This window comes from Lysinibacillus sp., from assembly GCF_032093475.1.
GTDB classification, from domain to species: Bacteria; Bacillota; Bacilli; order Bacillales_A; family Planococcaceae; genus Lysinibacillus; species Lysinibacillus irui.
In genome coordinates this window covers 1-12,101 of sequence record NZ_DAMDAY010000074.1, presented here as the reverse complement: position 1 = coordinate 12,101, position 12,101 = coordinate 1, and the positions used below count along the sequence as shown (strand labels likewise).

Annotated in this window: 22 protein-coding genes; 8 read left to right on the top strand and 14 right to left on the bottom strand. The window is 39.7% G+C overall.

All coding sequences use genetic code 11. The features are described 5' to 3' along the window. Window positions 1-544: 544 nt before the first annotated feature. Window positions 545-829, bottom strand: coding sequence for a DUF5316 domain-containing protein (locus tag RT445_RS15215; protein WP_312506184.1), 285 nt, complete (start codon window positions 827-829; stop codon window positions 545-547). 121 nt (window positions 830-950) lie between these two features. On the opposite strand from RT445_RS15215, the gene RT445_RS15210 reads away from it, so the two are divergent. The 4 genes from RT445_RS15210 (at window position 951) to csaA (ending at window position 2,462) form a co-directional block, all read left to right on the top strand. Continuing rightward, window positions 951-1,436: an NUDIX hydrolase gene (locus tag RT445_RS15210; RefSeq protein ID WP_312506185.1), complete on the top strand. Its 486-nt coding sequence runs from the start codon at window positions 951-953 to the stop codon at window positions 1,434-1,436. Between the two features lie 14 nt (window positions 1,437-1,450). Then, window positions 1,451-1,792, top strand: coding sequence for a DUF7668 domain-containing protein (locus RT445_RS15205; RefSeq protein ID WP_312506187.1), 342 nt, complete (start codon window positions 1,451-1,453; stop codon window positions 1,790-1,792). 77 nt (window positions 1,793-1,869) lie between these two features. Then, window positions 1,870-2,046, top strand: coding sequence for a hypothetical protein (locus tag RT445_RS15200; protein WP_036128914.1), 177 nt, complete (start codon window positions 1,870-1,872; stop codon window positions 2,044-2,046). 83 nt (window positions 2,047-2,129) lie between these two features. After that, window positions 2,130-2,462, top strand: a complete 333-nt coding sequence (csaA, locus tag RT445_RS15195) for a chaperone CsaA (RefSeq protein WP_312506189.1) — start codon at window positions 2,130-2,132, stop codon at window positions 2,460-2,462. 11 nt (window positions 2,463-2,473) lie between these two features. On the opposite strand, the gene RT445_RS15190 is transcribed toward csaA, so the two are convergent. The 4 genes from RT445_RS15190 to RT445_RS15175 form a co-directional block, all read right to left on the bottom strand. Further along, window positions 2,474-3,358, bottom strand: coding sequence for an AraC family transcriptional regulator (locus RT445_RS15190; RefSeq protein ID WP_313470823.1), 885 nt, complete (start codon window positions 3,356-3,358; stop codon window positions 2,474-2,476). A 708-nt stretch (window positions 3,359-4,066) separates the two neighbouring features. Further along, a complete protein-coding gene (locus RT445_RS15185) occupies window positions 4,067-4,624 on the bottom strand; it encodes a cysteine hydrolase family protein (protein ID WP_312506192.1) in 558 nt (185 codons plus the stop codon). Between the two features lie 63 nt (window positions 4,625-4,687). Next, window positions 4,688-5,326 (bottom strand): O-methyltransferase, encoded by a 639-nt coding sequence (locus tag RT445_RS15180; protein WP_313470821.1) that lies wholly within the window; start codon window positions 5,324-5,326, stop codon window positions 4,688-4,690. Further along, on the bottom strand, window positions 5,310-5,654 hold the full coding sequence (locus tag RT445_RS15175; protein ID WP_274796865.1) for a hypothetical protein: 345 nt from the start codon (window positions 5,652-5,654) through the stop codon (window positions 5,310-5,312). Before RT445_RS15175 ends, RT445_RS15180 begins: the two co-directional genes overlap by 17 nt. Before the next feature lie 152 nt (window positions 5,655-5,806). On the opposite strand from RT445_RS15175, the gene RT445_RS15170 reads away from it, so the two are divergent. Further along, entirely contained in the window at window positions 5,807-6,007 is a 201-nt protein-coding gene (locus tag RT445_RS15170; RefSeq protein WP_274796864.1) for a hypothetical protein, read from the top strand. 210 nt (window positions 6,008-6,217) lie between these two features. On the opposite strand, the gene RT445_RS15165 is transcribed toward RT445_RS15170, so the two are convergent. From RT445_RS15165 to RT445_RS15150, 4 genes are all read right to left on the bottom strand, one after another. Then, window positions 6,218-6,373 (bottom strand): hypothetical protein, encoded by a 156-nt coding sequence (locus tag RT445_RS15165; RefSeq protein ID WP_274796863.1) that lies wholly within the window; start codon window positions 6,371-6,373, stop codon window positions 6,218-6,220. A 162-nt stretch (window positions 6,374-6,535) separates the two neighbouring features. Further along, window positions 6,536-6,712 carry a hypothetical protein gene (locus RT445_RS15160; protein ID WP_274796862.1) on the bottom strand — a complete coding sequence of 59 codons (177 nt, stop codon included), beginning with the start codon at window positions 6,710-6,712 and terminating at the stop codon, window positions 6,536-6,538. Window positions 6,713-6,726: 14 nt separating this feature from the next. Continuing rightward, a complete protein-coding gene (locus RT445_RS15155; RefSeq protein WP_313470818.1) occupies window positions 6,727-7,347 on the bottom strand; it encodes an NAD(P)-dependent oxidoreductase in 621 nt (206 codons plus the stop codon). Window positions 7,348-7,440: 93 nt separating this feature from the next. Then, on the bottom strand, window positions 7,441-7,824 hold the full coding sequence (locus tag RT445_RS15150) for a hypothetical protein (RefSeq protein WP_274796860.1): 384 nt from the start codon (window positions 7,822-7,824) through the stop codon (window positions 7,441-7,443). A gap of 235 nt (window positions 7,825-8,059) precedes the next feature. On the opposite strand from RT445_RS15150, the gene RT445_RS15145 reads away from it, so the two are divergent. Continuing rightward, window positions 8,060-8,524 carry a hypothetical protein gene (locus RT445_RS15145; RefSeq protein WP_313470815.1) on the top strand — a complete coding sequence of 155 codons (465 nt, stop codon included), beginning with the start codon at window positions 8,060-8,062 and terminating at the stop codon, window positions 8,522-8,524. Between the two features lie 108 nt (window positions 8,525-8,632). Here the strand turns inward: RT445_RS15145 and RT445_RS15140 are convergent, their stop codons facing one another. Together RT445_RS15140 and RT445_RS15135 are read right to left on the bottom strand one after the other, a co-directional pair. Then, complete coding sequence (locus RT445_RS15140; RefSeq protein WP_274796858.1) at window positions 8,633-8,932, bottom strand: GPW/gp25 family protein; 300 nt, start codon at window positions 8,930-8,932, stop codon at window positions 8,633-8,635. A gap of 154 nt (window positions 8,933-9,086) precedes the next feature. Beyond that, on the bottom strand, window positions 9,087-9,287 hold the full coding sequence (locus RT445_RS15135; protein ID WP_274796857.1) for a hypothetical protein: 201 nt from the start codon (window positions 9,285-9,287) through the stop codon (window positions 9,087-9,089). A 77-nt stretch (window positions 9,288-9,364) separates the two neighbouring features. On the opposite strand from RT445_RS15135, the gene RT445_RS15130 reads away from it, so the two are divergent. Next, a complete protein-coding gene (locus RT445_RS15130; protein ID WP_313470812.1) occupies window positions 9,365-9,637 on the top strand; it encodes a transposase in 273 nt (90 codons plus the stop codon). Window positions 9,638-9,640: 3 nt separating this feature from the next. Here the strand turns inward: RT445_RS15130 and RT445_RS15125 are convergent, their stop codons facing one another. The 3 genes from RT445_RS15125 to RT445_RS15115 are packed head-to-tail and all read right to left on the bottom strand — an operon-like array spanning window position 9,641 to window position 11,514. Continuing rightward, window positions 9,641-10,324 carry a YwqG family protein gene (locus RT445_RS15125; protein WP_274796855.1) on the bottom strand — a complete coding sequence of 228 codons (684 nt, stop codon included), beginning with the start codon at window positions 10,322-10,324 and terminating at the stop codon, window positions 9,641-9,643. Further along, window positions 10,314-10,889: a DNA-3-methyladenine glycosylase I gene (locus RT445_RS15120; RefSeq protein WP_312506199.1), complete on the bottom strand. Its 576-nt coding sequence runs from the start codon at window positions 10,887-10,889 to the stop codon at window positions 10,314-10,316. The genes RT445_RS15125 and RT445_RS15120 overlap by 11 nt, the downstream gene beginning before the upstream one ends. A gap of 28 nt (window positions 10,890-10,917) precedes the next feature. After that, the gene (locus tag RT445_RS15115; protein WP_274796853.1) at window positions 10,918-11,514 is read right to left on the bottom strand and encodes a class I SAM-dependent methyltransferase; all 597 of its coding nucleotides are present in this window, start codon (window positions 11,512-11,514) and stop codon (window positions 10,918-10,920) included. Between the two features lie 128 nt (window positions 11,515-11,642). Here RT445_RS15115 and aac(6') point away from each other — a divergent pair, with 128 nt between their 5' ends. Beyond that, the gene (aac(6'), locus tag RT445_RS15110; protein ID WP_312506202.1) at window positions 11,643-12,077 is read left to right on the top strand and encodes an aminoglycoside 6'-N-acetyltransferase; all 435 of its coding nucleotides are present in this window, start codon (window positions 11,643-11,645) and stop codon (window positions 12,075-12,077) included. The last annotated feature ends 24 nt before the right edge of the window (window positions 12,078-12,101 follow it).

Below are 12,101 nucleotides of genomic sequence, written 5' to 3'. Positions count from 1 at the left end.
GACGGATTGGCTGCTCAAACTGGCGGATAAAACATTAAATGTGATCGATACAACGAGCTATTTGGTGGATAGCGCTCCTATTTTGATCGATAGCCCCGCTCGAGATGGTTTGGATCCCTAAAATGGCGGATAAAAATCTATATGTGATGGATACAACGGACAATCTGGTGGATAGCACGCCTTTTTTGATTGATTGCCCTGCTCAAGACGGATTGGCTGCTCAAACTGGCGGATAAAACATTAAATGTGATCGATACAACGGACAATCTGGTGGATAGCACGCCTTTTTTGATTGATTGCCCCGCTCAAGACGGATTGGCTGCTCAAACTGGCGGATAAAAATCTATATGTGACGGATACAACGTGCTATCTGGTGGATAGAGCTCCTAGTTTGATCGATAAGCCCCGCTCAAGATGGTTTGGTTCCCTAAAATGGCGGATAAAAATCTATATGTGATCGATACAACGGACTTTCTGGTGGTTAGCGCTCCTAGTTTGATCGATAGCCATTCCATGACAGATGGTCACCCTTTTTTACAAGTCCTCACATGTAATAGGCGAAAATGGCTACAATCATATTTGGTAATGCTAGTAGTAAGGCGTTTTTCATGATGCGATTGCGGTCGTTTCGATCTTGTTGCGTTTCTGTGGCGAAATTGGCACGTATTCTATCTCCGTTCGCCAAGGCTCCTGACAGTAGCATCGAGACGACGATGAAGATTGCTCCTAACAGCCCTGGAAGTAAATGGGCTTTCTCCGTGCCCCAGAAAAAGATTGAACAGAGCACACCTACAATTGACAATACTGTTCCAATACTTACATACTTCATATGCAGTCCCCCTTATTCTAGTATACGATTAATTGTGCCTTTCGTTTCAAAATTATCCCAAAATGTACATATACAAACTTTTTAAAATTCACTACAATAGTTACGATAGGAGGTAACATGGATGATACAACAGTATGTCAATTGGAGCGGACAGTCTATTAAGCTGACATGGCTTCCTCAACAAATCGTACAAGAAAGTAGTAAAGTGACCAGTGTACATGGTATTTGTTTTCACCATGGTCGTGTTTTACTCGTGCACGTTAAAAATCGTGGATTTAATTATCCTGGTGGCCATGTTGAATTGGGGGAAACCCCAGAGGAGGCGCTGCATCGCGAGGCTTTAGAAGAAGGTTATGTGAAAGGTTCTATTCAATATATCGGTGCGATTGAAGTAAGTCACGAAGAAAACCCATTTTTTATTGAAGGCGGTAAATATCCAATGATTGGCTATCAGCTTTTTTACAAAATGACCATTGAAGAGTGTCTACCGTTTTGGGGTGAGCATGAAACAATTGACCGGATTTGGGTGGAGCCTGAGGAAGTGCCTGATTTTATCAACGATCATAAGTTAGCACATGTTATTTTGCAGGAGGCATTGACTATATAATGTGGAGGAATACGATGCAAATGGAGGAGCAATTAATCGCATTAACAAAAAAGACATTGGAAGATTTAGTACATAAAAGATATGAAAAACTTATACTAGAGCAAACACTAACGGAGGAAACGGCTACCTTTTTGCAGGAGGTTTTCGAGTTACAGGGCAATTTGACATGGCCACTTGATGAAGCATTGCTGGACATTGATGTGTATGAAATGAACGATCAAAGTTACTTTGTAACAGAGATACGCTATTTATGGTTTGACCATGAAGAAAGTGCTATTGTGCTATTTTGCAAAGCCTTTACGAATGCAGAAAAAACAGCAATTACTGCTTTTATTATCGATACGGTAGATGCTTAGTATAGTATGGTTGCGAATCGTTCATAGTAAGAATGGTGTGAAAATCATACCAAATTAGACGACGGAGGGATCTATTTATGAATGGTATTCGTGAAGGTTTAATCCCCACTATTTTAGGGTCAGCAGTTACTGCAGCAGGGTATGCCATGAAGCAAAAACATGGTTCCAACAAAATGGTAGCTAATACCCTTTTTGGCTTTGGCTTAGCACACATTGTGTTAGGGGCCATTGACCTGGTAGAGCACCGTCGTTAAAAAAGGAAGAGCACTATGCGTGCTCTTCTTTTTTGAATATTTTTCTAGATAATGATAACATTGCTATAAAAAGGAGTCTATTTATGGCGACAATAGAAGATTTTGCAGCACTTGATATACGAATTGGCACGGTGTTGGAATCTGAAGAACTGCCAAAAGCACGAGTACCCGCTATTAAAATGACGATCGATTTTGGTGAGGAGCTTGGTGTTAAACAGTCTTCTGCCCAAATTACTAAGCGCTATTCACCCGAAAAAATGATTGGTAAGCAAGTCGTGGCGATTGTCAATTTCCCCCCGCGCCGAGTCGCTGGTTTTAAGTCAGAGGTGTTAGTGATTGGTGGGGTGCCAGTTGAAGGCGATGTCATTCTGTTAACTCCTGACCAAGCCGTACCTAATGGAACGAAAATACGGTAGAGAGCCTCGCTTTATACAAGAGGCTCCATTTTTTGAATAGGTATCCAAATTTCACTTGTAAAGGTTGGCGAAGAGAATTCAGTGCTTGCATGACGGACAATTTCAGGCCCTGCTATTTGCTCATAGCCAGATGACGGGAACCATTCTGCATAAATGCGTCCCCATGTTTCTTGAAGGGTTTGCGGGAAAGGCCCGATCGCTTCAAAGACAGCCCACGTACAAGCAGGTACATCCAACTGTGTAAAATGGGTAGAAACGGTTTTTGTTGTGGCTACACCAATGTAATGATCAAGCTCACCCTTTTCCTCCATTCTCCCCTCTGAAAAATTAGCAGATGCTTGGATGATGCCCTTTGGCTCTACATTGGACAGCTTTTTAAGTTGCTCAATGTCCTCCATAGTTAAAGTGCGTGCCATTTCTGTAATGGCTTGATTTTCTCCATGAAAAACAATTGGTACTCTTTTCATAATACCAATGATGTGAAATGCTTCTTTGTGCTCGAGTCGATAATTCATTTCACTACCTCCTTTAATTGTTAGTTGGAAGGTCATCCTTGGAAAAGCTTTAAAGTTTTGACCACTTCGTCTTGCCTCGGATGGTGTGACTCCATGCATTTGCTGAAAGGCTCTTGTAAAAGCGTCTGCAGAGCGATAGCCATAACGCACCGCAATATCGAGAATTCTCATAGAGGAGTTCGATAGTTCCAGCGCAGCGAGAGTTAAACGCCTACGACGAATATACTCGGACAACGAGACTCCTGCTAAAAAAGAAAACATGCGTTTAAAATGATATTCTGAACAATAGGCAATTCTAGCAGCCTCCTTTAGGTTAATGTCCTCTGTTAAATTGTTCTCGATATAAGCAATAGCCTCATTCAATCTTGTTAATGAATCCACATCCATTACCTCCCTTAGTCACAACAATAGCAGGAAACGTAGCACCTCATCCGACAATTGGTGCACTATTTAGTCGTCCGACAAAAAATAATCTATTACACAGGCCAATAACTAGCATTAAAAGCTACTTTTTCATACATATAATAGTGTAAAGCTAATTTTAGCCTTACACCTCCTGACTTGATACGTAGGGTCACTGCTCACTCAGTGGCCCTATGAAGATGAACAACCTTTGTGTATAAAAATAGCTTATGTTACAATATTTGTAAATAAAATAATTGGACAAGATCTTCCCTTACTTTTAATGGGATAACATACATACCTTAACATGTCTTCATTTTTGAAATCACTGCTTGTGCTATTGTACAGGAATTGTACACTATTAATAGGAAAACTATTACTACTAGTCGCAATTAGCTATGCACTTTATTTACATATACAAGATAAAGGAGAACAATAAATGGTACAAGAACCTCTTGATCGGTTAGGTCAATGTGGCGTTCGCCCTTCTATTATTCCAAGCTCTTTGCGGGCTTATGGCTATATGTATGGGGGTCGTGCTTCGAAAGGATTGTGATGCAGCTAGACATGGGCTACTTTTAATCATATTTGGCATTGTATGCACTATAGGAGGCTGGATACTCAATTTTCTCTATATGTAAATGGATGATAAATGACCAAGAACAGAGCATTCTTGGTCATTTTGAATTAGCGGTATCTATTATGAGTCGGTTCAAATAATGCTTCGTCAGCACTTCGCACAAGTGAGAAATGATCGACATTATAATGGCCATGCAGAATATTATTATGATGTGCTACTGTATCCTCTGGTGATAAGTAATCTGAACCGTTCGTTGAATGCCCATCAGCAACTAAGGTGACATCAAGCCCATGGATTGTAGCGGTTCTTACTGCTGTATCGATACAATGCTCCGTTTTACAGCCCATTATAACTACATGCTGGATATCATTTGCCTGTAAGTACTCGAGTAGGCCTGTGTTGTAAAAAGCATTTGTTGCATATTTATCAAAATAGCTTGCTGTCTCGGGTATTTGGATTGCTTGATGTACTTGAAAGCCATCCCCTTCCCCATCAGCTACATCTTTATCTCGGACAAAAATAATAGGTGCATTTGCCTCTTTAGCCTTTTCAATAACGGCATTGATTGTTTCCAGTAATTCATCTTTGCGATAGACGGCTTGTTCCTTGTCATTTCCTTCTATCAATTCCTGCTGCGCATCGATCACGACTAGTGCTTGCTTCAAAAGCATCTCTCCCTTATGGTTTTCTATCAATATTTTACCATTACTAGTTGCCACAAACATTAACTATTTTTTGACCTTGGAAACGGTCATGCCATCTCCAATTGGGAGAAGAATGGATTCAAGCTGTGGATGATTAGCCACTGTCACATTGAATTGTTTCATGATGGCCGTATAACGCTTTGGCGCGATTGTAGGATCTGCTACACTGCCTGCAGCGAGGACATTATCTGTCACGATTAATGCTCCAGAGTTTGCCAGCTTAATGCAATAAGCTAAATAATTTTCGTAGTTATCCTTATCTGCATCAATAAAGAAGAAATCAAAACATCGCTCCTCTGCCACTAGCCTATCCAAACTAGCAAGTGCGGGACCCGTTATATACGTAACACGCTCAGCAAAGCCTGCCTTAGCAAGATTTTTAGCGGCTAGCTGTGCATATTTTTCCTCTAACTCTAGAGAGGTCAATGAGCCCTCCCCCTCGATTCCTCTTGCTAAACAGATGCCACTATAACCACCTAGTGCACCAATTTCTAAAATAGCCTTAGCCCCTGTAATCGATACGAGCATCGTCAGTAACTTTCCAGAGGAAGGTGATACTGAAATGGCGGGCATGCCATTAGCCGCAATGGAGGCAAGAACATCCTCCAATATACTATCTTGCTGATAATATACCTCATCCATATAGTTATTCAGTTGTTTCATGTACGTTTTCTCCCTCTTGCTCCTGTGAGCCATCAGATGTATCCGTCGTTTCGCTTTCATGAATGTCAAAGAGCTGACTAAATTCCTGAATGACCATATCAATAGCCTTTAATTCGCCAATTAATATTTGTTGAATCGATTGAAATTCTGGCTGCTCCAATTGCTGTTTAATTGTTGCCCGTTTGACCTGTAGCATTTCTAAAAAGGATACTGCTTTTCCACGTCGGAATGTTTTAGCTCCTCGCTGTGCTGTACCATCCATGCCTCTGTGACGTCCCCCACGGTGATGTCCTTCTCTCATATGTTCTCTAAATCCTGTACCTCTCATCACGTAAAAGCCCTCCTTTGTATACATTTGTATACACTTAATTAGATCATATTGTATACAAATGTATACGTAGTGTCAATTAAACATAATCCTTTGTTGATTGAACATATGCTAAAGAAGAGCAATGACGTAAGAAGATGGGGGTAAGATGATTGAAAAGAATTATAAAATATGTTTTGGCGGTCGGTACTTTAGTCATATTGTCGGGCATATTTTTAATTGGTGTGCAATCCCACTATAATCAAAAGGAAATTAAAATCGCTAGTAAGCTATGTCTTGAAAATGGAGGACAGCCAAAAATCGTACGAGATTATTTGGCATTGAATTATTCTTTTTCATGTCAAAAGGACTGAGGTTGTACATAATGTATATGGGGATGGGGCAAACGCTTATGCTAGAAATATAAGAAATTTTAATCTACCACTGGGGCAAATGGCTAGCAAACGACTCTACTTTCACATATGTATAGTAGTGTAAAGCATTTCTAACCTTTCCTCTCCTGTTTTTGAGGTCACTTTCCCTAGGAAGGTGACTTTTTTCATTTTAGTGAACAAAAAAAGACGTCATATAGACGCCTTTAATGTTTGATCGATATCCTCTATCAACCTATCCACTTGTTCCTTTGTTATCTTGATGACATATAATTCTGTCGTTTCGATTCCATCTTGGTTTGTTAGGTGTTTAGGATATTGACAGTTATTTGATATCTCATTGTCCAAACAATCACCTCTTATAAGATATATTCAATATAAAGTATAGCAAACCTTCTATAAAAAGGAAAATATACATATATTTTTTCATACTTTCGTCCACTTTGGCAATCTAAATTTCAGAACACTGTCATCACATTAAATCATTCGACCTATATCCAAGTAAAAAGGCTATTGTTTACCAAATTTCGCGATTTTTTTGAGATAAAATGTACCAACGAACACAATCACTATTCCATAGACTTTTAGCATGATATTTCTAATAGGTGCATCATCAATGGTTGTACAGAGAAAGGCAAGTCCAACAAGAGTAATCATCATCCCAATAATAGAATGAATCACTTTCATTTCCTTCTCCCCTCTTAGTATGCAATCCCAACGCGCGTTTTTAGAAATTCCTGACTAAAAATTTGCTTGTAGGCAAAGTCCGCTGTATCTGCAACCGAAATTTGTGTGCCCTCTTCAGGCAAAAAATCTCGCTCTACCCGATAGCTCCCGGTCAAAGCGCCATCAGGCAAATAGGTAGGACAAACGATGGTCCAATCCAATTCCGATTGCTGTAATTGTTCAAAAACACGTTGATGCTCCTGAGCCGCAAAGGTAGATTTTCGTTTTGATTCCGTCGATTGATAACGATAAATAGACGGGGTTACTCGACTTTGTAAGATTCCTGCAGTTCCTATCGTAATGATTCGTTTGACTTGTTGCTGTGTCATAACCTCTAAAATCAACGGTAAACTAGTAGATAATGTATCGCTTCCATCCGTGTTTAACGCGCTCACAACGACATCCACATTGGCCATCGCTCGCTCCACATCCTGCTTGTGTAAAACATTTCCTTGGATGACATGCAGATGTTGATCGTCCAGCTGTAATTTATTAGGATCACGAACCAATGCTGTCACAGTATGTTGATCCTGTATGGCTCGTGCAACAATATGACGACCTACACGCCCACTAGCACCTAAAACTAACATATTCATTTGTCTCACCTCCCTGTCATTATAGCACGCCATTATATGTTAAAAGGGTTTTGACCTTCACAGGAGGTTGGACAAACTACACCGTCCTAATTCTTATTTCTCTAGCAACTCAACATTGACAATAAATAGATGCAAATTATTCTTTTTAGCCAGCTCGTCGATAATAGATTGAATTTCACTCTCTGTACTGATATCAATCTCTTCCCCATCATGTAATTGAATCGTAATGACTTGATGATCAGGAGAATCTATTAAATAACCAACTGTACTATCAGGAGAATAACCAGCCTCTCGTATTGCTTGTAACACCTTTTTTGTAAAATTAGTAGCCTGTAATTTTTCGCCAAATTCTACTGCATAAGGAGATGAGTTAACGGGGCTCGTGGTTGAAGTTACAGGCTTCTTTTCTTCTATTAGAAACGGTATTACCACCATCAGACATATAAATAAACAGAAGATTTGAAGTAAGCTCTTCATTCATTCACTCCATTTCTCCACGAAATTAAAAGGCGGAATTCTAGTAAATTGTAGCCCTGAAGCTGTTATTTTTATTACTCATTTAAATAGTTAGTTCTCTCATTGTTTTTCAAAAAATAATTTTAATCTGTTTCAGGGGGCAAATTACTAAGGTGTAATGTTTATTCCTTCATAGATTATGAATGTAAAGGTTAGCGCTACCCTTACTAAAACTAACAAAAAGGGAGATTAAAAGATGCAAGATAGTAGATTTAATCATTATATGAATTGGAATAAAAAGAAAGAAAAATCCTGCGAACACAATGTAAAATGCAATTGTCATGTAGAAAAGAAATGTGAAGAAAAGCAGGACAAATGTAAGTGTGAGCATAAGTGGGAACGAAAACATGAGAAATGTAAATGTGAGTGGGAACATAAGGAAGATAAATGCCCTTGTAAAAAAGAGGAGAAATGTTGTTGCGAAGAAGAGCAAGATCACCGCTGTAAAGGCTGTATCTGTCATCAATTAAGATGCTTATCTACTGGCGCTTTTGTTGACGTTATTTTAGCAGGTGGGGGTAGCTTCACTGGTGTTTATTTCGTTAGCTTAGATCCTAAAACTTGCTGTGCTACGTTCTTTGAGGTAGACAATGCTGCAGCGTCCCCACTCATTATTGATTGCCAACAAATTGTTGCGATTAGAAGCGCAAATCCTGCGTAATAGAAGCTTTTGATACCAGTTCATATACTATAAATCGTATAACTACTCGCACATTTTATCTTCTGCCAGGTTCTAGTCATCGCACCTGGCAGAATTAGATTTTGATTTTTATTCATTCACAATCACTTTAACAATAGGCTCTAGTTTCCCTATATTCACATCGCCAAGATAATCAACGTCCACTACGACAGCTCGAGGCTCAAATCGTTGGATACATTCTATGAGGCGTTTTGTGTTTATTTTCTTCATACGTTGGAAGGGTTTACGAATATCAGACCTTGTCACATATTCTCGAAGCGGACAAGGGATCGTAAACGTCGATAAAATAAAGGCTACATTTTGTAAAATACTTTCTACTCCTGTAGCTTTCCCATTAACATTACTTAAAGCCGTTACTTGATGTGTCATTCTATCAACCTTTCTTCGTTCATACCGATCTGTTTGTTCTTTGGAAAAAGAGCACTTTGTTATTTATGCGAACTAATCATCATTTATGATTGGTTAGTTTTTATGTACCCAAAGTTATTTTTATTCAAACAAGTTGATAGTTTGACATGCAAGCTTAGCGAATAATGGCATAATAAATGACATACAACCAGCTAAAGCAGCCATGGATGATTGCCCAAATAATAGAATGATTGACACTCCATGAAATCGTAATCGCCAAAACCGAACCAAAGCCAATACCATTTTTAACGACCGTTTTATGCTCCACTTTTTTCACCCTCTTTACTCTTTTTACCCCTCCATCTTGCCACCTCAACGCTTTTCCCTCCTAACGTGATCGTTTGTTTATGCACAAGCAAACAAGGGCAACCTACAAGAAAAGGATGTGATAGGGTGACCATCTCCATGCTGGCTGTCCTTATTGTAATACCGTGCTTCATGGTTTATCTTCAGCAAAAATGGACTAGCTTTCGCCATCCTCTCAACATTTTAGCGGTTATTGCCGCTACCTCTATTACGCAAATTATTCTTGAGGATGCGGTCTTTATGACAACAATTCACGCTGTTTTCTTACACCCCATTTTCCTCATCACAGGTGCTTATCTCGGGTTATATGTTATTTATCAACTAATCAATTTTACAATTCAAGAAAGAGTGAGACCCTAACTTTTAGTAGAAATCGCAATAAACGTGCCAAGACCGTGTTGTTTCATGATAGAAAAAATAAAAATTGCCGTTATCCACAATGTTCAGCTGTGCCTTGGCATCTGAGGCAATTTGAAGGACAAATGGAGAACCCTCTCCAAAATCAATGCCACTTTGGCAAAAGGTTGGGTAGCCACCGATTTTATGAAGCGGATACAGTTCTTCCACGATATCATCAAAATAATCCAGCGTTCCTTCCTGCTCCAAGGTCAAAATCTTCTCCTCCAATTGAGCAGGCATACCCCCACCATCCCATAGTGGATAGTCATTCGTGATAAGCTTTGGCATTAGCGGGAAGGCTCGTAGTTGATCATGCTGCCATTCACGTTTTACCAAGCCTTCCAATGTTGTGTACGCTCTAATATCAAAATAAGGACGAAGATCATCCTCATTTAAATGGTCGTATACGTGGTCATGGACAAATATAGTTAGTAATTGAAAGGATTTGAGTGCTGTAGGTACATATGGTAGGTCTTGAAGAAAGAATGTAGCAAGTGGCTGATAGCCGGATGGTTGCTGCTCCTCTGGGAAAGACCAACCTACATACCCTATCCAGCTTTCCATCAAATGATGTGTAGGTCGAACGCCACCCGTTTGAAAAACCGTAGCGGGCCTTGCCAGTTGAGCCCTAATTTCTTCAATTGTCATGTGCTAACTCCTGTTGTCGGCAGCAGCAATCCATTATATGATCATTCACCATACCCACAGCCTGCATAAAGGAATAACAAATAGTACTACCAACAAATTTGAAGCCATCCTTCTTCAATTGCTTGCTCATACGATCACTACTATCTGTCGTCACGGGGACTTCTGAAATAGAAGCCCATTCATTGATGAGGGGCTTATGATCAACAAATCCCCAAATATAATTAGAGAATGAACCATGTTTTTCTTGAATTTGCAAATATGCCTGGGCATTCGTTACAACGCTCGCTATTTTTAATTTATTGCGCACAATTCGCGTATCTTGGTGTAAGTCCTGCAGCTTGTCCTCTGTATAAAGGATAATTTTTTCCACATCAAATCCATCAAACGCCTCGCGGTAGCCTTCACGCTTTTGTAAAATTGTCCACCAGCTTAGCCCTGCCTGTGCCCCCTCTAAACAAAGCATCTCAAATAAATGCCGATCATCATAGACTGGTACACCCCATTCCTTGTCATGGTATTCCACATACAACGGCTCATCAAGCTTGACCCAATCACATCTTTTCATTTTTTGATCCTCCATTTTTATGTATAGATTACTTAATGGCTGTAATACAGAGCCATCCTTTACTCGATTTTTCCGTAACATAGACTGTTTGAAAACCGGTACGTTCTAATAATTCCTTCATGGTAGCTGGTGTTTGATAAGCTTCCATATGGTAGTTCATTTTGTAAAGCTCTGCGATGATAATCAATTTCCCTCCGCTTTTTAGCACACGCCATACTTCCGTAACGTCCTGCTCTAACGATGGCCAAAAATAATGTGTTTGAAAGGCAGTGATGGCATCAAAAAATTGGTCCTCGTATGGAATACTCGATACACTTGCCTCCTTGACAATAACGGTGCCATTTTTGACTTGTGCTTCATTCATTTTAATCGATTCCTTTACGGCTTGTGAGGAGATATCGATACCATAGATTATACCATTTGGATTCAATTTTGATAAAATTTGGAGTGTTTTTCCTCCACCACACCCTATATCCAACACACGATCTCCATCATTAATAGCCCCTTGTCTAATAAACCATGCATTCATACCTCGATGCGTGATATTCATAATCCGTAGCATCCAGGAGCCGATCCATCCATTTGGTGTTTTCGCCTGTTCAATCAACCTTTGTAAGAGTGACATTCATAGGTACCCCCTCTGTAGATCCTGATGTTACAATAAGCATAACATCAAGAGCTCTTATTACTTTGTACGTGCTAAAATTCATTTCGTTTCATTTTTTACCATAAAACAACAAGGAGAGGTTCCAGATGATACAACAAGCGAAACAACAGGACGCGCTAGCAGCAGCTACATTGGCCTTATTGCTTTGGCCGAATCATACGATCGAGGAATTTACAGAAGAAATGGAAAAGCTACTAACGGAAGATAGCGCAGCTATTTTTCTCGCATACGACTATGACAACGCAATTGGATTTGCCCAATGTCAATTACGAACGGATTATGTAGAGGGTACCGATTCTAGTCCAGTTGGCTATCTTGAAGGACTTTTCGTTAAGGAGGGGTATCGACAGCAAGGCTATGCAAGACAACTGGTCGAACGTTGTGAACAGTGGGCCAAGGAGAAAGGCTGTTTAGAATTTGCCAGCGACTGTGAAATGCACAACGAAGAAAGTTTACAGGTCCATCTGCAGCTAGGCTTTACGGAAGCTAATCGTATCATTTGTTTCACGAAAAAATTATAAAATAAAAAAACACAAGTGTCTTAC